The sequence below is a fragment of the Microvirga sp. 2YAF29 genome (genome assembly GCF_052114605.1).
Taxonomy (GTDB): Bacteria; Pseudomonadota; Alphaproteobacteria; order Rhizobiales; family Beijerinckiaceae; genus Microvirga.
In genome coordinates this window covers 46056-65226 of record NZ_JBFRFB010000006.1, presented here as the reverse complement: position 1 = coordinate 65226, position 19171 = coordinate 46056, and the positions used below count along the sequence as shown (strand labels likewise).

Here is a 19171-nt window from a genome sequence, read left to right as displayed (position 1 = left end):
CTCATGAAGCTGCTACGCTACGGTCCGCTCGGCCAGGAAAAGCCAGGCCTTCTCGATCAGAATGGCGACATCCGCGACCTCTCCGGTGTCGTTCCGGATATCGCGGGCGCGGTCCTGTCGAATAAAGAGCTTGAGCGGCTGCGCAGCATCGATCCATCCACGCTGCCGCGGGTCCAGGGTCATCCGCGCATCGGTCCATGCGTCGGGCAGGTGGGCAAGTTTATCTGCATCGGTCTCAACTATTCCGATCACGCAGCCGAGCCCGGCATGGCCGTGCCGCCTGAGCCCATTGTCTTCATGAAGGCGACCAGCTCCATCTGCGGTCCGAATGACGATATCGAAATTCCGCGCGGTTCCGAAAAGACGGATTGGGAAGTTGAGCTCGGCATCGTGATCGGCAAGGCTGCGAAATACGTGGACGAAGCCGAGGCGCTTGAGCATGTGGCAGGCTATTGCGTCGTCAATGATGTCTCGGAGCGCTCTTTCCAGATCGAGCACTCAGGCCAATGGACGAAGGGTAAGAGCGCCGACACTTTCGGACCGATCGGCCCCTGGCTTGTCACGCGCGATGAAGTCTCCAATCCCCAGAGCCTCCAGATGTGGCTGGAAGTGGATGGCAATCGCTATCAGAACGGCAGCACGGAGACGATGGTCTACGGGGCCGCGTTCCTGGTCAGCTACCTGAGCCAGTTCATGAGCCTTCAGCCGGGCGATGTCATCGCGACCGGTACACCGCCCGGCGTCGGCATGGGAATGAAGCCCCCGGTCTATCTGCGGCCCGGCAATCGCGTTCGCTTGGGCATCGAAGGCCTTGGCCAGCAGGATCAGCTCGTCAGGAGCTGGAACGGACAGGGCTAGGCTTTCCTGAGCATTAAAGGGGGAGGCGGCAAAACTCCGACAGGCTGCCTCTCTTAATCACCGTCAACACTAGCACGCGAAGACCGGGAGGCGTCGATGAAGATTGGCATCATTGGACTTGGCCGTATGGGCGCTGCCCTTGCAACGCGGCTTCAGGGCTGCGGGCATGAGCTCGTGGTCTGGAATCGCACGCCTGAAAAGGCCAAGAGCCTCGTTGAGGCTGGCGCCGTGCTTGGCGCATCTCCGGCCGCTGTCGTCGGACAGACCGAGGCGATCATCACCTGCGTTTTAGACGCGGATGCTTTGGAGAATATATTCAATGGCGATCAAGGAATTCTAACCACGGATTTGAACGGTAAACTGTTCATAGAGACGAGCACTGTCCAGCCCAAGATGCAGCGTGCCCTTGCCGAGCAGGTCAACGCAAAAGGCGGAGCCTATGTGGAGTGTCCGGTGAGTGGTTCGACAGGGCCAGCCCGTGAGGGCCGGCTGATCGGCCTTGTCGGCGGCACGCCCGAAGCGGTTGCCCGCGCCCGCCCGATCATCGAGCAGTTCTGCCGTCGCGTCGAACATGCCGGGCCGGTCGGCTCCGGGGCTAGCCTGAAGCTTGCCGTGAACCTGCCCTTGGTCGTCTATTATCAGGCGCTGGGTGAAGCTTATGCGCTTTGCCGCCATCTCGGCATCGAGCCGGAGCGGATCATCGACCTGTTCTCGGATACATCCGGCGGCGCCAATATTCTCAAGGCGCGCGGAGCCATGATCGCGAATGGAATGCGCGGAGATGAGCCGCAGCCCGTGACTTTCGATGTCGATTCCTTCCGGAAAGACCTGCGAACCATGATCGCAGAGGGAGGCGAACTCGGTCTTTCGCTTCCCGTCGCCGAACGCACACTCTCCGTCTACGACGAGGCGAGCCAGCAGGGCTGGGGTTCTCGGGATGGAACCAGTCTGGCCGGGTATTGGTCTAGCCGGACCTGAGGCAAAATTTCAAAAAAGACGGAAGGATGAGCCGGCTGGTTGGCTCATTTCTTGGACATGGAGCCGCACTGAAAGCCGAGATTGCTGAGACTGACAACACGTATTCGAAACAGGTGCCGTTTGATCGTCTCCTGCGATGATGGTGCATCTTTATAACGAGCACCTTGGGGATGATGGTTCGCGTCTTATAGGGTGAGCCACGATGAAGCAGGTCGGATTGGTTCAGGCAACTAATCTTGAGCATATCCGTTATCGTTGTTCCATATTCCCGATTTTGATCAAAGGTGATGGTCAATATGCTCTCGAAGCAGTTCTCCATTTCCCTCCTCGTTTCCTGTTTGGCTATTGCATGCCCTGTCCAGTTTCAGCTCGGGCTATCATCCGGCAATACCGTCGCTCTGACCGATGCCGCCGCCTTCGCAAGAGGCGACAATGATGGAGGCAACGGTGGCGGTAATGGCAATGGCAACGGTAATGGAGGCGGAGGTCAGGGAGGGGGGAACTCAGGCCGCGGCGAAGGTGGAAACGGTGGTGGCAACGCCAACGGCGGCGGAAATGGCAATAACGGCAATGGTAATGCCAATGGAGGAGAGAATCCCGGTCGCGGAGGCGGAAACGGTGGGGGCAACGCCAGCGGCGGTCAGGGCAATGGCGCCTCGGGCGGAGGCCGTAATGGCGCAGGCAGTGATAATGGAAAAGGTCAAGGTAACCAGGGCGGTAATCCAAACGGGAACTCCGGACGTGGCAGCCCAGGAGGCAATGGACAAGGAAACGCTAACGGAACCGGCCAAGGGCGAGGCAACGATAATGGCGCTAATCGTGGCAATAGCTCTGCCCAAAATCCCTCATCATTGGGAAATCCTACGGCTGGATCGAACTCACAAGCGCCTGCTGGGTTGCCGGGCCTTTTAGGAGCGCTCGTCGAGAGCTTCCGCCCAGCCAACACACAGGCAGCACCTGTAAAAGCCAAGCAAGATACGTCACAGAGTAGAGCGAAGGCTTCAGTCCCTAGCGGCAAGTCCGCCAAAACTCAGGCAGGCGCAAACCGCAAAGCTTCAAAGGAAGAGAATGCCAAAAATCCCGCGAAAAATTCTGCCAAAAGTGCCAGCCAAAATGTCCAGCGCCCCATAGCTGGCGCTGACGGGCAAAACAGCCTCCCGCAGCCACGCTATGCATCGCGCTCCATCGTCACGGCAGGCCTCACGCCCGCACAGCTCGGCCGCTTGGCCGCGCAGGGCTTCAGGAGCGAGAGCGTAACCAAGGGCACGATTGTAAACGTGGCCCGGCTCCGCGTTCCTCAAGGGATGTCTCTCTCTCAAGCGCGAAGAGCTGTTCGAATGGTCGATGCCGCAGCCGTCACCGATCTCGATCATTATTACTATACGGATGAAGGCCCAGGCCTGTGTGACAGCCAGGCTTGTGAAATGGCCTCCCTCGTCGAGTGGAATCCCGAGATCGTCGGTCAATGCGCCGCAATACCTGAACTCGGGATGATCGACACGGCAATCGACCCTACTCATGCAGCCTTGAAGGATCAGGTGATCGACTTGGTGGGGATCCCTAAGAACGGACTTCCTGCCTCAAGGCCTGATCATGGAACGGCAATCGCGGCGCTTCTCGCGGGGCGTAGCGACAGCGAAACTCCAGGCTTGCTGCCGAACGCCAGGGTTATCGCGGTTGATGCTTTCTCCTTTGACGGCGCCAGCAATGACCGTACCGACGTAGTGTCCCTCGTTCAGGCTTTGGAGGCTCTTGTCGAACGCCGTGTTCGGATCATCAACATGAGCCTGTCCGGACCGCCCAATAGCGTTCTCTTGCAAGCCATCAAAGCTGCTCAGGCGAAAGGCGTTCTGATTATTGCCGCCGCGGGGAATAACGGCCCTGGGGCAGAACCATCCTATCCTGCCGCCTATGACGGCGTCATTGCCGTGACGGCGGTCGACAACCAGCGCAAGGTTTATGCGCGGGCGACACGGGGATCCTATGTTGACCTTGCCGCACCTGGTGTCGGAATCCGTACGGTTTCCGCTTCTGGCGCGACCGTTCTTCGGAGCGGCACTTCGTACGCAGTTCCTTACATTACGGCGGCCGCAGCCTTGGCGCAGGCGCATGACCCCAATGTCGATGCCAAGGAACTTCGGGTGCGTCTGGAGCAGAGCACTCAAGATCTCGGTGAACCTGGACGCGATACGACCTATGGCCACGGACTTATTCAGATGTCTCACTTGTGTCCGCTGCCGCAGGATGAACAGCCTATCGCCCAATCGAGCTCCGCGATGAGCGTGGCAGCCCCGCGATAAAGGCCTTCGCCGATGTCTCACTCGGATGCGGAAAGTGCCTTTTTCTCAAGAGATGGTTCGAGCGGGTCACCCGCGTTCAATCCTTGCAGATAGGAGCTTATCAGATCGCCGCCATCCGCCGGAGCGTAGCCGGATGCCTGAGCCGGTTCGACCAGCGCGAACGTGATGTTCCAATCCGATTTGGAGCGGCAGGCAACGGCATTGGCTTTGCCTGAGGCGTCTTGAAGGGTGAACTCTCGGCAAAGGGCTCCGCTTTCTGATTCGTAGGTCGCTATTACCCGGAATTGACCTGCCTCGAGGTTCTGTGATTGGCCTGAAGCTACCCTGCCGAGTGCAGCTTGAACGGAAGAACTCTCCAAACTGGCAACAAGGCTCTGTTCGGTGAATGCGGCACCGTCCGTCCATCGTCCCGCGAAGAAGATGCCGACGCCGATCGCAATGGCAGCCATGGAGGCCGCCATCAGCAGCAGATATTGCGGCAGGCGCGACCGAGCCGCAGCCCTTGGCCTGGCTGCGCCAGCATTTAGCATCGTCTCTGTCTTGGTATTTTCTAGGCCTCTTCCTTCGGCAGCCGACACTTGCCGTACGACCTTCGCCCGTAAGGTTGGAGGGACAGCAAGATAGTCATCTGTCGAGAGCGCGGTTTGGACCAGGCGACGGCTTCGCGTGTATCCGGCAACCCGCTGACGCAATTCGGAGTCGCGAGCCATGGCCTCTTCGACGGCGCTTCTGACCGGCTCGTCGAGTTCTCCGTCGGCATAGGCCATCAGAATTTCATCGGTCAAATGAATGCGAGACAAGGCTTCCCCCTCTCAACTCGGCTCTTTCCTTCAGGCGGCATCTGTAGCCTCGACAATACGTTTTCTGGCTCGCGCCAAGCGACTCATCACGGTGCCGATCGGAACACCCAAGACCTCGGCGGCCTCGCGATAGGCGAGATCCTCGACGCAGACAAGAACAAGGACCTCTCTCTGCTCTGCCGGCAATTCCGCAATCGCACGCTGAACATCTGCCAGGGTTAGTTTGCTGACGATCTGGCTTTCGCCGCTGTCCTGATCCATGAGACGGTCTTCGTAGTTGTGCACGTCATCCATCATCCCGTCGCCCTTATGATGGCGCAGATGGTCAATCCAGGAGTTGCGCAGGATCCGGAAAACCCATGCGTCCAGACGTGTTCCAGCCGTCCAGCTTTCCGCGTTCAAAAGCGCCTTCTCACAGGCTATCTGCACCATATCGTCGGCAAGAGTCGGCGAGCGGGTCAGGGTCAGAGCAAAGCGTCGAAGCCGGGGAAGCAGCGCCACTAACTCATGCCCGATCGCCGCCATACATCCCTCGCTTGATGCCCGGTCCCTCTGAGAACGGAAGACATGTCTCATCTATTCCCGGGGCAAGATAACTCACTGCCGGGGCTTGGCAATGAGGTCGGCACTCAAGAATTTTTGGCCGCGCGGGAATAAATCGCATGCAGGCTCCGTTATCGGAGGTTCGCGGAGACTGCATGATGAGTGCTGCATCAGATTTTGAGTGGAAAGAGACCTATCGCGCCCGCCTCGACGGGTTGGAAAGTGTGCTCGCGGCCATGATCGACCTGCTCATCGCCCAGGATGTGGATTTGGGAAGCGATCTCGCGCGCCGTTTGGTTTCACTGGAAGCGCTCATGCGTGAGCAGAACGCTCATTTGGCAAGTCTCAAAGCCGTCCGCCGCTTCCGAGATTTGGTTGAGGACGAGGCGCAGTTATCTGACAACTCTCCCTTGCCGTTTCCTAGTGTCACGAAGTTTTGCTCCTGCGATAATTCGTATAATTCAATTATTTGCTGAAAAAAGATCGTCTTTATTGAAGGCCGATCTTTATTTATTTAATAAAATTCCGTATAAATAATTTACTACTTTTAGTTATACAATAAATTGGAACTGGTATATTTAAAATTTGTTTACTCCATGTGAGAGCATGGGGTTTATTCAATGAATAAAGATAAGCAAATGGCTGACTTCGAGGCCTCCAAATTCCATCCGTCTGTTATGTCGCTTCAAAAGGCGTCTCTCGCATTTGCTACGTCTTTGTCGGCCTTTATCGGCATAAGCCTTTTGTTGGCCAGCATTTGATCCGCATTTCCGAACATATGCAGGTTTGAGCTTATAGTTCGGCAAGCCCAGCAATCCACATCGGCAAGATGAATGGTTCCGCTCGCGGGACTTGGCGGCATCCGGTCTGTCGATGACGGCAATTCGGACGGCTAGTTCAATCTGTAGATCACAGCATAGGTCGCTGAATCTACAATAACGCGTTGACTTCCGATCACTGCGTAGCTGTACGATTTGTGTCCTGGAATCTCTTGAAGAAGTATGGCTTCCGGGGAAGCGGTCGTAATCCTCATTTCATCATGATTGCGCTCAGTCAGTGAGTGGCTGATGAGTTCGAACGTCCTTCGTGCAATTTGAATCATGCTTGTATCGAATATGTCGAGGTGAAATGAAGCGCCCTCTGAGATCTCTCCGTTCCGAGCATGAAACAACGACTGCGCACCCACTCCAGAGACGCTCAATGTGAGAATGAACAGAGCTAGACGATAAGAAGCGCGCACGAGTGCCAGCCATCATTTCGAAGTCATTTTTGAAAGAACGGATGGCGCTGCGCTTCTATTCCATATGCGCCTCAAATTTTCTTATATACTGACAAATACTCGCGCTTGGCTTAAGGGTGGTGCATAAATTCGCGTTCATGCAGATGAACGTAAGTTGAAAATATCATGAAAACTTGAGGGTGCGTGAAACTACTTGAAGCGGCGCGCGTTTGCAGGGCAACGGATGTTTGATCCGGAGCAACTTCAGGAGTGATAGATGTTCAAGAAAGTTCTTCTGGCCAGCGCAGTTCTCGTAACGATCGCCCCGGCTGCCGCCTTCGCACAATCGGGTGGCGCAGCAGCAGGCGCAGCAACCGGTGCTGTAGGCGGTGCCATTGTCGGCGGCCCAGTCGGTGCGGCAGTCGGCGGAGTCACCGGCGCGATTGTTGGCGGCATTGCTGATCAGCAGCAGCCGGAGTTCCGCCAGTATGTCACGACCCAGAAGGTGCCTTCCTACGCATATAAGGAGGAAGTGCGCGTGGGAACCGTCCTGCCTGAGAGCGGTGTGATCTACCATGAGGTCCCCACGCAGTACAAGGTAAAGGGTTATCGCTACACGGTTGTGAATGATACTCCGGTTCTGGTTGAACCCAGCTCGCGCAAGATCGTTCAGGTCATCCGCTAAGCTGCGGATTGCAAGAGAAGAAAGTGTGGGCAGCCTCTTGAGGCTGCCCACATACATCTCGCCTGCTCGCGCGGTCCAATGAAAAGAGCGACGCGCTTGGACTGCTCAACTCCAATAGGTATCGATGTCGATGAGCTCCCGCATTTCGTCGCACGGAATGAGCGGCGGCTGAAGCACGGCCTTTGGAATGAAATGGCTTGTTGAATTGAGGGGCGATGGCCCTTTTGCTCGTGCACGCATCAGAAAAAATAAGGAAATCCATTCATGCGTAATATCCTACTTTCATCCGGGGCTGTCCTCGCCTTGACGCTCGCCTCTGCTCCAGCGTTCGCTCAGACTCAGTCCCCGGGAGCGTCGGAAACCGCACCGGGCCAAATCAAACCGCCAGCCATTTCGCCTGACGTTCCAGGCAAGTCTGAGAGTGCGCCGGGCCAGAACCGCTCGACCATGTCGTCCGATGCTCCTGGTCGGTCCGAGGCTGCTCCCGGCCGCAGCCAGAGTTCAACCATATCGTCCGGCTCTTCGTCGCAGCAGAGCGGTCAACCCGAACGTCCGAATGCGGCCGACAGCAACTCAAGTTCGCAGATCTCCACCCAGGCGTCCGAGGGCCAGAAGCGGCTTCAGCAGGATCAGTCCAAGTCTGCGAATGATCAGCGCGCAAATCCGACCAAGGGATCCAATTCGGCTTCCCAGTCGTCGGGCGACAATCGCCAGGAGCCCACATCGAGTTCGGCCCAGCGGCAGAATGCTCAGCCGGAGCCGAGCGCTACCGTGCAGCAGAACTCCGCTTTCCAGCAATCTGGTTCAACCGGCTCCTCAACCAATGCCGTTGCGAATCTGAACACTGAGAAGCGCTCAGAAGTGACCGAGGCTTTCAGCAGCACGAATGTGAATACCGTCACGAACGTATCCTTCAACGTGTCGGTCGGTACGACGATCACGGAGGACATTCGTCTTGCGCCCCTGCCGACCGAAGTGGTGCGGATCGTCCCGCAGTATCGAGGCTATCAATACATCGTGGTGCGCGAAGAAATCGTGATCATTGAACCCAAGACTAAGAAGATCGTCGAGGTGATTCATAAAACCGGTGGTTCACGCAAGTCGGCATCGATCAGCCTCAGCAGCGAACAGCGCAGGAAGTTCAAGACCACGGTTGAAACGACGGGATCCACCCGCGCGAGCACATCGCGGATCGAGATCCGTGAAGGTGTCGTCCTTCCGCAGGAGGTCGAGATTCTCGATGTTCCTCAGACCATCATCTCGGACGTCCCGGAGCTCCGCACTTATCGGTATGTCGTGATCGGCGACGAGATTGCGCTGGTTGAGCCAAGCACCCGTCGTGTGATCGAGGTGATCAATTAAAGGACCACGCAGTCGGTAGCCTTATCGAAGTCCAAGTATCATCGGAGCGCTTCACGGCGCTCCGATGATCGCCTTTAGGGCCTCTAGATCAGTTCGCATATTCAGGTGTTCGTTTCATTCGCGGCAAGGACCCGCTGACGCAGGTTACGGAAATGATCCACCATTGCCAGCCTGGCTGCATTCGGGTCGCGGTCTCTGATGGCCTCGAATATCGGCTGATGCTCTCCCTGCAGCGCGCGCCAATCCTGCACGCCGACAATCGATTTGAAGCCGACCTGTTTGGACGTTTGCAGAAGGCGTTCGCTAATCTCTTCCAGGATCGGGTTGGCTGCGGCCTTGGCGATAGCCCCATGGAACTCGCCGTTGAGGTCGAGGTCCATGAGGTTTTCAGATGGTTCTGCGGCAATCGCAAGAAGCGGCCTCTCGATTGCGGCCAGCTGTTCCGGCGTAGCCCGCTCAGCAGCGAGTTCAGCGAGTTTGGTCTCGACCGCTTCGCGAGCTTCCCAGATCCGTAACAAAACATCGCGGTTGGCAGCGAGTTCCGACGATCTCAGCTTGCTCGGGTCCAGCACCCTCGTTGACCGCAGATAACGTCCGCCACCTTGGCGGCTTTCCACCACGCCTTGGGTCTCTAGGACGCGAAACGCCTCGCGCAGCACCGGGCGCGAGACCCTCCAACGCTGCTGCAACTCACGCTCGCTCGGAAACCGTTGATTTAAGGTGATGTGCCCCCGTTCGACGAGGGAGGCGATCTGCTTAATGATTTCCTCGGATAGGCGCGTATTCCGAACCGGGGCAAAATCCGCCTCAGTCAGATGGCTGGCCGCGTCCTTGTCCAATGCTGCTCTCCTTAGTTCGTTCTCCGATGTCTACACCGATCCGTAAAAACCTGACCAGAAGAAAATCAATAAAACTTAGATAACTGGGTTGCCCAATTTTATAAATGTTGGTACCCATGGTGTGTCTCATGGAGGAACCAGCTTGATGAATGTCCGGCCGTCTTGGGTGGAGCAGTTCCCCGGCAATTTTCAATGGTCCAATGCCCTTCTCGTCTGCAAAGGCATGGCGCCCTACGGAGCGGTCTCCCTCGCCGATCTCGACCGGATCGTCGACCGGTTGGCGCAGAGCGATGTTACGCCTGAAAACTGGTACCGTGAGTGGAGCGCTGTCGGGCGCCAGAGTGAGGAGCTCGCGAAAGAGGCTGATGAGCGGGGAAGTGCCCGCACAGCAGGCTCCTATTATCTGAGAGCAGGAAATTACCTTTATACCGGGGAGCGCTTCCTCAAGCCTGGCCCTGAGAAGGAACAGGCCAGCCGCGAGGCCTTCCGTTGCTACCACGAGGGAATTCGTCGGCGGTTCCCGCAGATCGAATTTGTCGAACTTCCCTATGGCGACAAGTCGCTGCCGGCCTTGTTCATGCCTGCGAAGGGTGTCGATGGCAACGCGCCCTGCGTTATCATCTTCAACGGGATGGATAACTGTAAGGAGATGAGTATTCTCTTCGTCGGCTTGGAGCTGTCGGAGCGCGGCTTTCACACCCTTGCTGTCGATGGGCCGGGGCAAGGGGAAACGATGCGACTTCGCGGCATCCACGCTCGGCATGACTACGAGGTCCCGGCTGCGGCCGCCATCGACTGGCTGAGCGCGCGCTCCGACGTCGACGACAAGAGGATCGCCGTTCTCGGATACAGTTTCGGCGGCTATTACGCCGCACGAATTGCGGCCCATGAGCCGAGGATTGCCGCTGCCATTGCCCTCACGGCGGGTCACTGGGATCTGGCTGCATTCCAACGCGAGGTCATGGAAAAGGCGAGGGCGGAGCAGAAATCCGTCGCCCAATCGAACTTTCAGTTCCAATGGGTGGTCGGCGCGCCCGACTCTGAGAGCGCCCTTCGCATCGCCGAGGATTTTAGCGTGAAGACAGTCGCGCACGAGATACGCTGTCCGATTCTGGTCACGCATGGGGGCAAGGATCGGGTTGTCCCTGTTGCTAATGCGCAGAAGCTGTTCGATGCAATCCCGGAGACAACAGACAAGACGCTGCGAATTTTCCAAGAGGAGGAGGGCGGGAGCGCTCATGCGCATGTCGATGACCGTCCCGCTGGAATCGCATTCGCTGCGGATTGGCTGGCCGAGCGCTTCCATCCGGCAGCAAGGTCGGGAGGCCCTGCCGATGCTTGATCAGGATGCTCCCTATTGCCCGCCGCCCTCCACGGAGTTGAGCGTGCCATCGCTTCGCGTGCCGGCTGGCGCGTGCGACTGCCATGTTCACGTCTTCGGCCCGCGCGAGCGTTATCCCTACCAGCGCAATCGAGCCTATACGCCCTATGACTGCACGCCCGACATGCTCTTCAGGCTGCACTCGGTTCTGGGGATCGAGCGGGGCGTCATCGTCCAGGCCAGTGTCCACGGAACCGACAACAGCGCGATACTGGACGCCGTGGCGTGGGCGCCCGATAGGCTCAGGGCGGTCGCCTCCGTGTCTCGTGATGTCACTGACCAGGAACTCGCCCGGCTTCACGAGGGCGGAGTCCGCGCCATCCGGGTCAATATGGTGGACAAGGGCGGAATGCCCTTCGAGTCCCTCGACGAGCTGGTCGCAATGGGCGAGCGCATCAAAGACATGGGTTGGCATATCGAACTCCTCGTCCATGTTGAGGAAGTCGAGGAGCTGCCGGAAATCGTGTCGCGACTGGCGGTGCTCGTCTCGGTCGGGCATCTCGGTTATACGAAAACACACCTAACTGTGAACCACCCGGGTTACAGACGCTTTCTCGGGTTGGTTGCGGATGGACGTTGCTGGGTCAAGCTGACCGCGCCGTATCGCATCTCGGGAGAAGACCGCGTTCCATATGCTGATGTCAGGCCTTTTGCCGAGGCACTGGTGGAGGCGGCTCCGTCTCGGCTGGTTTGGGGATCGGACTGGCCGCATGTGATGCAGGTCAAGGCGATGCCGAATGATCCCGATCTTCTCGATCTATTGGGAGATTGGGTAACCGACGAAGCAATCTGCCGCAAAATTCTAACAGATAATCCTGCCGAGCTATACAACTTCAATAACAAGGCTTCGGCAGCATCGAACTCACATGAAGTGAGATAGCCATCAGGCCGCCAGGTCTGGAGGCATTGATGTGATGTGGTTGCATGATTGGCCATGCGCCATGTCGTTAGGGAGAAACCATGCCAGCAATGTTCAGACTCGCTCATGCGACGACGCTCGCGTTGTCCACGTTCGTTGCCTTTGCGCCCATGTCGTTCGCACAGAATGCCCGGGCGCCTGTCGGAGCAATCGAGATATCCGTCGGATGCGCCGCTGGTTGCACGCCCGACGTTCTCATGCGCCGGGCCGCCAAGATCTGGAACGATGAGAAAATCATCCAGAACCCGATCGTGATCGTAAACCGTCCAGGGGGCGGGATGACGACGGCAATGAATTTCGTGCTTGACCGGCCAGGCAACGAAAACAACCTCATGGCGCTTGCCGAGCCGGTCTTCTCCACGCCGATCGTGCAGGGAAAGGAACCTGCCTACAATAAGTTCACTCCCTTGGGCGTTTTCGTACAAACGCAGCTGATGATCCTGACGCAACCCAACAGCCCGAACAAAACGCTGAAGGATGTCATCGAAGACGCGCGTGCCCGACCGCAACAGGTGCGTGTCGCCGGTTCGAGCGCAGGTGCCACCGACGATCAGATCATGGGCCTTCTTGAGAAGGCGGGCGGAGTGGATATGACGTTCATTCCGCATTCCGGCGGCGGCGCTGCACAAGCCACGTTCCTGGGTGGCAACACGGAGCTGATCGTCCTGACGCTCGACGAAGCACTGCCGCACGTTCAGGCCGGAAAGGCCAGGGCGCTGGCGATCCTCAACAACGAGCGTCGGACAGAAGAAGCTCTCAAGGATGTGCCGACGGCCAAGGAGCAAGGCATCGATGTCGCCTGGGAGCAGGTTTTCGGTCTTCTCGGTGCGCCGAAGCTGGATCCTGCGGTAACAGCCTGGTGGAGTGAGAAGATTCAGGCCCTGGCGCAAACTGAAGCCTGGAAGGCAGCGCTCAAGCAGAACTACCTTGGTGCCACCGTGTATGTCGGCGACAGCTTGCCGCAGAACATGGATCGCTTCCACGAGCGCCGGCTTGAAGTGTTGAAGCTCATCGGCGCCGCAAAGTAACGAGGTAAAGTCATGAAGCGCTTCCAGCTCATCGCCGCAGCGGTTCTCGGTGCAGTGGCGTTGGTTATTATTCTCGGAACGGCGGGCCTTGAGTTCTGGAGCGGCATTTCGCCTGGACCGCGCTTCATGCCCATTCTCGTCGGAACGGCGATCCTCGTGTTGTCCGCGCTGTATATGTACGAAGTCAATCAGCACGCGACGGACGCGGCGATTGATTTTCCTACAGGCAGCGATGGCCGAAGGATCATTTTTATCGCGCTCGCGATCATTGCATTCGCCTTGATCGCGGTCCCGCTGGGAATCATCGTCGCCGCCTTCGTGTTCATCCTTGTCACCTTGTTGCTCATCCTCCGACAGCCTCTGTTGCCGAGCCTGTTGGCATCAATCGTTACGATTGGGGTGATCTACTCAATCTTCGTCGCTTGGCTCGATCTGCGCCTGCCGGTCGGGATCTTTGGAATATAATTGGGAGTGTTCGCTATGGGTGGCTTCGGAGGAATCGTTGAAGGCTTCGCGGTGGCGTTCACATGGTCCGGCATTGTCGCGGTCTTTTTCGGCGTGCTGATCGGGCAGGTGGTCGGCGCACTACCGGGCTTGGGCCCTGCGGCGGGCATGGCGCTGCTGCTGCCGATCACCTTTGGTATGGAACCCACCGCAGCGATTATGATGCTGGCGGGCATTCTTTACGGCGGAATGTATGGTGGGACGCTCACTTCCGTCCTGATCAATGTTCCTGGAGAATCGTCCAGCGTGATGACTGCAATCGACGGCCACCAGCTCGCCCGCGAGGGCCGTGCCGGTGCGGCTTTGTCGGTGTCCGCCATCGGATCATTCTTTGCAGGCATCACCGGAACGTTCGCGCTGGCGGTCGCAGCCGTTGCTATCAGCTCCGTTGCTTTGCAGTTCAATGCTCCGGAATTCTTCCTGCTGGCTATTCTTGGAATTATCGCGACAGCGAGCCTTGGCACAGGGTCTCCCGTAAAAGCCCTTTTGATGGCAGGATTCGGTCTCGCGATCGCGCTCGTCGGCGTCGATCCCATCAGTGGGCTCAACCGCCTGACATTCGATACGAATGCCCTTCTGGAAGGGATCGACTTTCTGCCGGTCGCGATTGGCTTGTTCGGCATCGCCGAGGTGCTTGTATCGCTTGAAAGCATCAAGCGTGAACCGGTGTTGCCGGCTCGTCTGAAAGACATGTGGCTTACGAAGTCGGAATGGATGGCCAGCCGCATGGCGATTGCCCGAGGTACGCTGATCGGGTTTCTGGTCGGGCTCATGCCTGGCGCGGGAGCAACCATCGCCGCCTTTCTTGCTTATGTGACCGAGCGTCGCTTTTCCAAGAAGCCGGAGCGTTTCGGGCATGGCGCGCTCGACGGCGTGGCCGCTTCGGAGAGCGCCAACAATGCGTCGGTCACCGGCGCCCTCGCTCCGATGCTTGCCTTGGGAATCCCCGGTTCGACGGGTACTGCCGTGTTGCTCGCCGCGCTGGTTCTGCAGGGCATTCGGCCGGGCCCGACACTGATGACGGATCAGCCCGTTCTTGTCTGGAGCCTGATCGCCTCGATGCTGCTTGGCAACATCATCCTGCTGATCATGAACCTCCCGCTGGCGCCACTTTTTGCGGCATTATTGCGAGTTCCATATGTCTATCTCGCCCCAGGCATCATCATCTTCTCCTTGATCGGAGCCTATGCGGCGACCTTGAGTTACTCGACCATGGTGACCGCAATGGTGTTCGGCGCAATCGGCTATGCCATGATCAAGCTCGATCTTCCGAGAGCGCCTCTGGTTTTGGCTCTCGTGCTTGCCCCTCTCATGGAGGAGTCGCTGCGACAGTCGCTCCTCCTGTCGTTGGGGAGCCCTATGATCTTCCTCAACCGGCCGTTCGCAGCGCTTCTGCTCGGATTGGTGCTCCTCTTTTTGGCGCTGCCGTTTATCCTGCGGCGCTTCAAGGCTGCGGGTCAGGTCGCATAAAAGGCATCTGTTGGAGCAAGCGCAAGAAATTCAGCCGCTGGGGAGATGTCTCCAGCGGCCTTGTCTTTGTCGAAACAGGTTTGCTGCTATGGCCCTTTTGCCAAGGCATCCAGGATGATCTGAACCAGCCGACCCGCCGGCGCGTTCCTCGGCCAGAGCAATCCGACCTCACGCGAGGCGCTTTTCTCCGGCATGTCGAGACGCACGATGTTCATGGTCTCTTGCCAGGGCGCTGACCAGTCCGGAAGAAGCGAAACACCAAGCCCGTTCGCGACCATCACCGCAATCGCTTCAAGAGAATCGAGTTCCAGCCAGTCGCGTGGAAGGATGCCGTTCTGTTGAAGATAGTGATCGACTAGGCGCCCACCCCAATTGCTTCGGTCATAACGAATGAAGGGCTGACTGCGCAAAAGCTCATGCGGGTCGGCTTCCTTGAAGGCTCGAGGAGCCATCAGGATCAGTTTCTCCGAGCGCAAGGTTTTCCACTCGAGTGTCTTCGGTATCGGAAAAGGCGGACGAACAAGGATTGCCGCATCAATCTTCTCGTCCATGAGGCTTTGATAGAGATCTGCGGAAGTGCCAGGCAGAAGGAAGACCTCCATATTCGGCATATTATCGAAGATGAAACGCAGCGCTGGCGGCAGCATTCCGGTAAGTGCCGTCGATATCGCTCCGAGCCTTAGTTCACCAGAAGCTTGATCTTGCTGCGCTAGAAATCGTAGGCGGCGCACGTCGGAAAGAACTCGGCTGCTATGCTCCAGAATAGAACGGCCCGCCTCAGTCGGTTTTACACGTCTGCCCGCGCGAACCAGCAAGGGCATGCCGATCTCTTCTTCAAGCGCAGTAATCCGCTGGGCAACTGCTGCAGGAGTTATGCCGAGGCGGCGTGAGGCCTCCGCGAGAGAGCCAAGCTGCACGACTTGAACAAACGTCTCCAGAAAGCGGGTTTCCATAGTTTAATTTTTCTATCGTCTGAAGAGAGAAAAGCATAGCTCATTTTTGCATCCCTGCGCGGGTATAAGAGGGAAAAGGAGAGAAGCAGTGGATCTACAAATCGATAACAAGACCGCTCTCGTATTCGGTGCGGGTGGAGGTCTCGGGGGTGCAATTGCGCGTTCTCTGGCTGCGGAGGGCGCATCAGTGATCGTTGCAGATATTAACGGCGACGCAGCCGAGGCGACAGCCGAGTCCATAATTGGAGACGGCGGCAAGGCGCTTGCTATGAAATGGGACATCGCTGATCAATCGCTCATTCCGGAAATGCTCAATCAGGTGGCCGCCAAATTTGGGCCGGTCGATATTCTGGTCAACAATACCGGCGGCCCACCGCCAACCCCCGTAGCCGGTCAGCCGTCCGATGAATGGTCCAAGTATTTCGACCTGATGGTGCGGTCGGTGATCGCAATGACGGATGCGGTTCTGCCTGGCATGCGCGAGCGCAAATGGGGACGGATCATTACCTCGACATCGTCGGGCGTGGTCGCGCCAATTCCTAATCTTGGCATATCCAACAGCCTACGGCTTGCGCTCGTCGGCTGGTCGAAAACCCTCGCCCGCGAGGTTGGTCGCGATGGGATAACCGCAAACATCGTCCTGCCTGGACGTATCGCTACGCAGAGAATCGTTTTTCTGGACGAGCAAAAGGCGAAGCGGGAGGAGCGAACGCTCGACGATGTGGTCACGGAAAGCACCGGCTCTATCCCGGTTGGACGATATGGTGAGCCGCAGGAGTATGGCGACGCGATTGCCTTTCTGGCGAGCGGCCGCGCCTCCTATATCACCGGCTCGGTCATCCGGATCGATGGCGGCCTGATCACCAGCATCTAGGTGAGCCTTGCATGGCTTGACCTGATAATCGTCAATCCGTTGTAGGCACCCTTGCATAGACGAGGCGACGGAACCGCGGTGTTCGCCCCAGGCGTCAGCCGCGGTACTGCTCGTCGGTGACGTGCTCCATCCAATTCACGGGCGATCCGTTGAGTTTCTCCTGAATGGCAATATGGCTCATGGCGGTTGTCGCCGTGGCCCCGTGCCAATGCTTCTCGCCGGGCCCGAACCAAACGACGTCGCCGGGGCGTATCTCCTCAATCGGTCTACCTTCGCTCTGAATCCAGCCCAAGCCGGTCATCACAATGAGGGTCTGGCCGAGGGGGTGCGTGTGCCAGGCCGTGCGGGCGCCAGGCTCGAATGTCACGAGAGCCCCTGCAACGCGAGCGGGATCGGGTGCACTGAATAGCGGATCGACCCGAACTGTTCCGGTGAAATATTCCTCCGGTCCTTTCCCGGATGGCTGCGAGCCAGCTCTTTTGATGTCCATGGCCTAGCTTCTCCTGTCGTTGCACAGATGATACGTGCCGTCGATGATGAGAGATATAGTGTAAATGCGCCTGTTCCAGACAAATCTGGTTGAACCCGCGCACCTCTCTATGAGCGCCACGCAGAAAATGGCTCCCCGCATCCAATGAGCCTGTCAAGAATACTCCCAGAAGGCGCGGCTCGCGTCGCGGCGGATGCGGGTTCTGTCCGGCAGGATAGCGAGAACTCCAACAGCGCGATCTTCCGGCGCAGGACACATCGCCGCCGCAATGGCCATCGTTCCAAGGCACGCGCGTGGCAATGGCCAGCACTGTTCTGCTGGTTATGGGGCTCGTGTAACTTGGAGCGAAGATCGCGCCCATATAAGCGCGATTAGGGAGGGCCTGGCCGGAGACGTATATCGAACTGCCATCCGATCTCGCGAGCTGTTTTCTGCTCCGAGATGTTACGCCTCTGTTAGACAGGTTTCGAGATTGCCCGGGCGGCTCGGCTAAAGGATGTCAGCGGGGCTGACCTCGCATCGGCATCGCAGCTCCTCCGAAGGCGTCGTTGCGGATCCCCGGGGATTGGGTCGCCTGGGACGAAACGTAGTTCGGCGGCTGCGAGATCGAACCGGAGCTTGAGACGCAGCCTGCCAGTACAATACTTATTGCAAGCGTGATGACGATCGTTTGCATGATATCTCCTTGATCAGCGGTTGGATGCATTAGCGGTTCACGGACGTGGAAGTGGCGCCGATTCGCCTAATCACTGAAAACCCAGAGATCGATGTCTTCCTCGTTATCCAATCCCATGCGCCGGTTCTCCATCGCGGACCGGAAGCCCTCGATGGCGTGTACCGTCACGAGACGCAGCCGCGTCTTCTGTTCGGGAGTTAGGCTTTGGTAAAGCGGCTGCCAGGCATCGGCGAGCTTTTTCAAGCCTCCCGCGCGCTCGTTGAGGATATCGGCGCGTTGGCGATAGAGCTGCACCGGATCGATGTCGCGCGATTGGTCCATGCGTTCTCCTATCGCGGCGATCCGACGATAGCGTGTGTCGGCCCTCGAGCGGATCGCATCTTCCACGGCGGGCCAGAGCTTCTCCTGATCCGGGGTGAGCTGCAGTGCAGCCTTGATTGCCGCGACCCGAATATCGGTCAGCATCTTGAAATCGGCCTGACCGAGTCGACCGGCCTCTGGTGGGCCGGCAGAGCCCGAAGGAGTTTGCTGGGCATGAGCCACAGGCGCGCCAGCGATTAACAAAGCCGCTGCCACTCCGATAATTTCCCTTCGCATATCAATCTCCTAGAGGTTTCACGAATCTCAGCTTAGACACTGGGCTGCGGTCTGCTTGATGGCTTGGGACTCTTTCTTGCCAGTTTGAGACAGAAAGAATGCAGCCTGTATGCCGAGCCGCGCCGTGTAAGACTTCTAGTCACTGTCATGGCGCCTGCCGATTTTACTTGAAGAAGGAAGGCATCGATATCAAGGCGATACCCCTCCGCCCTTGTCAGTAAACCCATGCGGCAAGCCCGAAGTATCAAGGGGTTGTCCTTGCTGATTGAGTACGGTGCCGGCGCTTGATTTGCATCAAGCCGGAAGGGCGGGAAACGCGAATGCTGCTTCACTCGGATCGCTTCACTGTCTTACCGCGACATGAGATTGCGTGCGATCGCCACTGTTGCCGCATCGGAGGAATCGCCTCGGGCGGTTGGCATCAGATTCCCAGCCTTGAGCATGAGCTCAGTCATGACCTGTAGGATCCGGTCATCTGATTCAACTACGCCCGCAGCGTCAAAGTCCCTGCGAATTTTAGTGAACACATCGCAGCGTTCGGGGTCAGTCGTGTCGCAGGCAAGGGCGTCCGAATAGGCATCGGCGTCCCGGCCCGTGATGCCCAGTCTCTCTGCTGCCCATCGGCCAAGGAGCTTGTTGCGGAGGATGGTCTTCTGCACATCGTCGGAGGCGGTCATTCTGTTTCTCCGATGGCG

General features: G+C 57.9%; 21 protein-coding genes. 13 read left to right on the top strand and 8 right to left on the bottom strand.

Annotation, left to right across the window (positions count from 1 at the left end; all coding sequences use genetic code 11):
• Positions 1-3 precede the first annotated feature (3 nt).
• The 4 genes from AB4Y85_RS09925 (at position 4) to AB4Y85_RS09910 (ending at position 4136) form a co-directional block, all read left to right on the top strand.
• Positions 4-858, top strand: coding sequence for an ureidoglycolate lyase (locus AB4Y85_RS09925; protein WP_441984726.1), 855 nt, complete (start codon positions 4-6; stop codon positions 856-858).
• A 96-nt stretch (positions 859-954) separates the two neighbouring features.
• Positions 955-1836: an NAD(P)-dependent oxidoreductase gene (locus AB4Y85_RS09920; RefSeq protein WP_441984725.1), complete on the top strand. Its 882-nt coding sequence runs from the start codon at positions 955-957 to the stop codon at positions 1834-1836.
• Between the two features lie 432 nt (positions 1837-2268).
• Positions 2269-2748 carry a hypothetical protein gene (locus AB4Y85_RS09915; RefSeq protein ID WP_441984724.1) on the top strand — a complete coding sequence of 160 codons (480 nt, stop codon included), beginning with the start codon at positions 2269-2271 and terminating at the stop codon, positions 2746-2748.
• A 425-nt stretch (positions 2749-3173) separates the two neighbouring features.
• Positions 3174-4136: a S8 family serine peptidase gene (locus tag AB4Y85_RS09910; RefSeq protein WP_441984723.1), complete on the top strand. Its 963-nt coding sequence runs from the start codon at positions 3174-3176 to the stop codon at positions 4134-4136.
• Between the two features lie 17 nt (positions 4137-4153).
• On the opposite strand, the gene AB4Y85_RS09905 is transcribed toward AB4Y85_RS09910, so the two are convergent.
• Both AB4Y85_RS09905 and AB4Y85_RS09900 read right to left on the bottom strand, forming a co-directional pair.
• A complete protein-coding gene (locus AB4Y85_RS09905; protein WP_441984722.1) occupies positions 4154-4714 on the bottom strand; it encodes a hypothetical protein in 561 nt (186 codons plus the stop codon).
• Positions 4715-4966: 252 nt separating this feature from the next.
• Positions 4967-5461 carry a sigma-70 family RNA polymerase sigma factor gene (locus tag AB4Y85_RS09900; protein WP_441984721.1) on the bottom strand — a complete coding sequence of 165 codons (495 nt, stop codon included), beginning with the start codon at positions 5459-5461 and terminating at the stop codon, positions 4967-4969.
• A gap of 173 nt (positions 5462-5634) precedes the next feature.
• Between AB4Y85_RS09900 and AB4Y85_RS09895 the strand changes: the two genes are divergently transcribed.
• On the top strand, positions 5635-5955 hold the full coding sequence (locus tag AB4Y85_RS09895; protein WP_441984720.1) for a hypothetical protein: 321 nt from the start codon (positions 5635-5637) through the stop codon (positions 5953-5955).
• 416 nt (positions 5956-6371) lie between these two features.
• Here the strand turns inward: AB4Y85_RS09895 and AB4Y85_RS09890 are convergent, their stop codons facing one another.
• Positions 6372-6581, bottom strand: a complete 210-nt coding sequence (locus AB4Y85_RS09890; RefSeq protein WP_441984921.1) for a DUF1236 domain-containing protein — start codon at positions 6579-6581, stop codon at positions 6372-6374.
• A gap of 394 nt (positions 6582-6975) precedes the next feature.
• Here AB4Y85_RS09890 and AB4Y85_RS09885 point away from each other — a divergent pair, with 394 nt between their 5' ends.
• Both AB4Y85_RS09885 and AB4Y85_RS09880 read left to right on the top strand, forming a co-directional pair.
• The gene (locus AB4Y85_RS09885; RefSeq protein ID WP_441984719.1) at positions 6976-7383 is read left to right on the top strand and encodes a DUF1236 domain-containing protein; all 408 of its coding nucleotides are present in this window, start codon (positions 6976-6978) and stop codon (positions 7381-7383) included.
• Between the two features lie 264 nt (positions 7384-7647).
• Positions 7648-8745, top strand: a complete 1098-nt coding sequence (locus tag AB4Y85_RS09880; protein WP_441984718.1) for a DUF1236 domain-containing protein — start codon at positions 7648-7650, stop codon at positions 8743-8745.
• Between the two features lie 101 nt (positions 8746-8846).
• On the opposite strand, the gene AB4Y85_RS09875 is transcribed toward AB4Y85_RS09880, so the two are convergent.
• On the bottom strand, positions 8847-9584 hold the full coding sequence (locus tag AB4Y85_RS09875; protein WP_441984717.1) for a FadR/GntR family transcriptional regulator: 738 nt from the start codon (positions 9582-9584) through the stop codon (positions 8847-8849).
• 145 nt (positions 9585-9729) lie between these two features.
• On the opposite strand from AB4Y85_RS09875, the gene AB4Y85_RS09870 reads away from it, so the two are divergent.
• From AB4Y85_RS09870 to AB4Y85_RS09850, 5 genes are all read left to right on the top strand, one after another.
• Complete coding sequence (locus tag AB4Y85_RS09870; RefSeq protein ID WP_441984920.1) at positions 9730-10926, top strand: alpha/beta hydrolase; 1197 nt, start codon at positions 9730-9732, stop codon at positions 10924-10926.
• On the top strand, positions 10829-11845 hold the full coding sequence (locus tag AB4Y85_RS09865) for an amidohydrolase family protein (protein WP_441984716.1): 1017 nt from the start codon (positions 10829-10831) through the stop codon (positions 11843-11845). The genes AB4Y85_RS09870 and AB4Y85_RS09865 overlap by 98 nt, the downstream gene beginning before the upstream one ends.
• 236 nt (positions 11846-12081) lie before the next feature.
• A complete protein-coding gene (locus tag AB4Y85_RS09860) occupies positions 12082-12912 on the top strand; it encodes a tripartite tricarboxylate transporter substrate binding protein (RefSeq protein WP_441984715.1) in 831 nt (276 codons plus the stop codon).
• 12 nt (positions 12913-12924) lie between these two features.
• Positions 12925-13377 carry a tripartite tricarboxylate transporter TctB family protein gene (locus tag AB4Y85_RS09855; RefSeq protein WP_441984714.1) on the top strand — a complete coding sequence of 151 codons (453 nt, stop codon included), beginning with the start codon at positions 12925-12927 and terminating at the stop codon, positions 13375-13377.
• 15 nt (positions 13378-13392) lie between these two features.
• Entirely contained in the window at positions 13393-14886 is a 1494-nt protein-coding gene (locus AB4Y85_RS09850) for a tripartite tricarboxylate transporter permease (protein WP_441984713.1), read from the top strand.
• 86 nt (positions 14887-14972) lie between these two features.
• Here the strand turns inward: AB4Y85_RS09850 and AB4Y85_RS09845 are convergent, their stop codons facing one another.
• The gene (locus AB4Y85_RS09845; protein ID WP_441984712.1) at positions 14973-15839 is read right to left on the bottom strand and encodes a LysR family transcriptional regulator; all 867 of its coding nucleotides are present in this window, start codon (positions 15837-15839) and stop codon (positions 14973-14975) included.
• An 88-nt stretch (positions 15840-15927) separates the two neighbouring features.
• On the opposite strand from AB4Y85_RS09845, the gene AB4Y85_RS09840 reads away from it, so the two are divergent.
• Complete coding sequence (locus tag AB4Y85_RS09840) at positions 15928-16713, top strand: SDR family oxidoreductase (protein ID WP_441984711.1); 786 nt, start codon at positions 15928-15930, stop codon at positions 16711-16713.
• A gap of 94 nt (positions 16714-16807) precedes the next feature.
• Here the strand turns inward: AB4Y85_RS09840 and AB4Y85_RS09835 are convergent, their stop codons facing one another.
• The 3 genes from AB4Y85_RS09835 to AB4Y85_RS09825 all read right to left on the bottom strand — a co-directional run bounded on the left by AB4Y85_RS09835 (position 16808) and on the right by AB4Y85_RS09825 (position 19153).
• Positions 16808-17203, bottom strand: coding sequence for a (R)-mandelonitrile lyase (locus AB4Y85_RS09835; RefSeq protein WP_441984710.1), 396 nt, complete (start codon positions 17201-17203; stop codon positions 16808-16810).
• 742 nt (positions 17204-17945) lie between these two features.
• Positions 17946-18344 carry a Spy/CpxP family protein refolding chaperone gene (locus AB4Y85_RS09830; protein ID WP_441984709.1) on the bottom strand — a complete coding sequence of 133 codons (399 nt, stop codon included), beginning with the start codon at positions 18342-18344 and terminating at the stop codon, positions 17946-17948.
• Between the two features lie 482 nt (positions 18345-18826).
• The gene (locus tag AB4Y85_RS09825; protein ID WP_441984708.1) at positions 18827-19153 is read right to left on the bottom strand and encodes an ATPase inhibitor subunit zeta; all 327 of its coding nucleotides are present in this window, start codon (positions 19151-19153) and stop codon (positions 18827-18829) included.
• Positions 19154-19171 lie beyond the last annotated feature (18 nt).

What these genes read in the sequence shown, in the direction of transcription:
- AB4Y85_RS09925 (WP_441984726.1), top strand. Translation starts at nt 4, where the DNA reads ATGAAGCTGCTACGCTACGGTCCGCTCGGCCAGGAAAAGCCAGGCCTT.
- AB4Y85_RS09920 (WP_441984725.1), top strand. Translation starts at nt 955, where the DNA reads ATGAAGATTGGCATCATTGGACTTGGCCGTATGGGCGCTGCCCTTGCA.
- AB4Y85_RS09915 (WP_441984724.1), top strand. Translation starts at nt 2,269, where the DNA reads ATGATGGAGGCAACGGTGGCGGTAATGGCAATGGCAACGGTAATGGAG.
- AB4Y85_RS09910 (WP_441984723.1), top strand. Translation starts at nt 3,174, where the DNA reads ATGGTCGATGCCGCAGCCGTCACCGATCTCGATCATTATTACTATACG.
- AB4Y85_RS09900 (WP_441984721.1), bottom strand. Translation starts at nt 5,461, where the DNA reads ATGGCGGCGATCGGGCATGAGTTAGTGGCGCTGCTTCCCCGGCTTCGA.
- AB4Y85_RS09895 (WP_441984720.1), top strand. Translation starts at nt 5,635, where the DNA reads ATGATGAGTGCTGCATCAGATTTTGAGTGGAAAGAGACCTATCGCGCC.
- AB4Y85_RS09890 (WP_441984921.1), bottom strand. Translation starts at nt 6,581, where the DNA reads ATGATTCAAATTGCACGAAGGACGTTCGAACTCATCAGCCACTCACTG.
- AB4Y85_RS09885 (WP_441984719.1), top strand. Translation starts at nt 6,976, where the DNA reads ATGTTCAAGAAAGTTCTTCTGGCCAGCGCAGTTCTCGTAACGATCGCC.
- AB4Y85_RS09880 (WP_441984718.1), top strand. Translation starts at nt 7,648, where the DNA reads ATGCGTAATATCCTACTTTCATCCGGGGCTGTCCTCGCCTTGACGCTC.
- AB4Y85_RS09870 (WP_441984920.1), top strand. Translation starts at nt 9,730, where the DNA reads ATGAATGTCCGGCCGTCTTGGGTGGAGCAGTTCCCCGGCAATTTTCAA.
- AB4Y85_RS09865 (WP_441984716.1), top strand. Translation starts at nt 10,829, where the DNA reads ATGTCGATGACCGTCCCGCTGGAATCGCATTCGCTGCGGATTGGCTGG.
- AB4Y85_RS09860 (WP_441984715.1), top strand. Translation starts at nt 12,082, where the DNA reads ATGCGCCGGGCCGCCAAGATCTGGAACGATGAGAAAATCATCCAGAAC.
- AB4Y85_RS09855 (WP_441984714.1), top strand. Translation starts at nt 12,925, where the DNA reads ATGAAGCGCTTCCAGCTCATCGCCGCAGCGGTTCTCGGTGCAGTGGCG.
- AB4Y85_RS09850 (WP_441984713.1), top strand. Translation starts at nt 13,393, where the DNA reads ATGGGTGGCTTCGGAGGAATCGTTGAAGGCTTCGCGGTGGCGTTCACA.
- AB4Y85_RS09845 (WP_441984712.1), bottom strand. Translation starts at nt 15,839, where the DNA reads ATGGAAACCCGCTTTCTGGAGACGTTTGTTCAAGTCGTGCAGCTTGGC.
- AB4Y85_RS09835 (WP_441984710.1), bottom strand. Translation starts at nt 17,203, where the DNA reads ATGGACATCAAAAGAGCTGGCTCGCAGCCATCCGGGAAAGGACCGGAG.
- AB4Y85_RS09830 (WP_441984709.1), bottom strand. Translation starts at nt 18,344, where the DNA reads ATGCTGACCGATATTCGGGTCGCGGCAATCAAGGCTGCACTGCAGCTC.
- AB4Y85_RS09825 (WP_441984708.1), bottom strand. Translation starts at nt 19,153, where the DNA reads ATGACCGCCTCCGACGATGTGCAGAAGACCATCCTCCGCAACAAGCTC.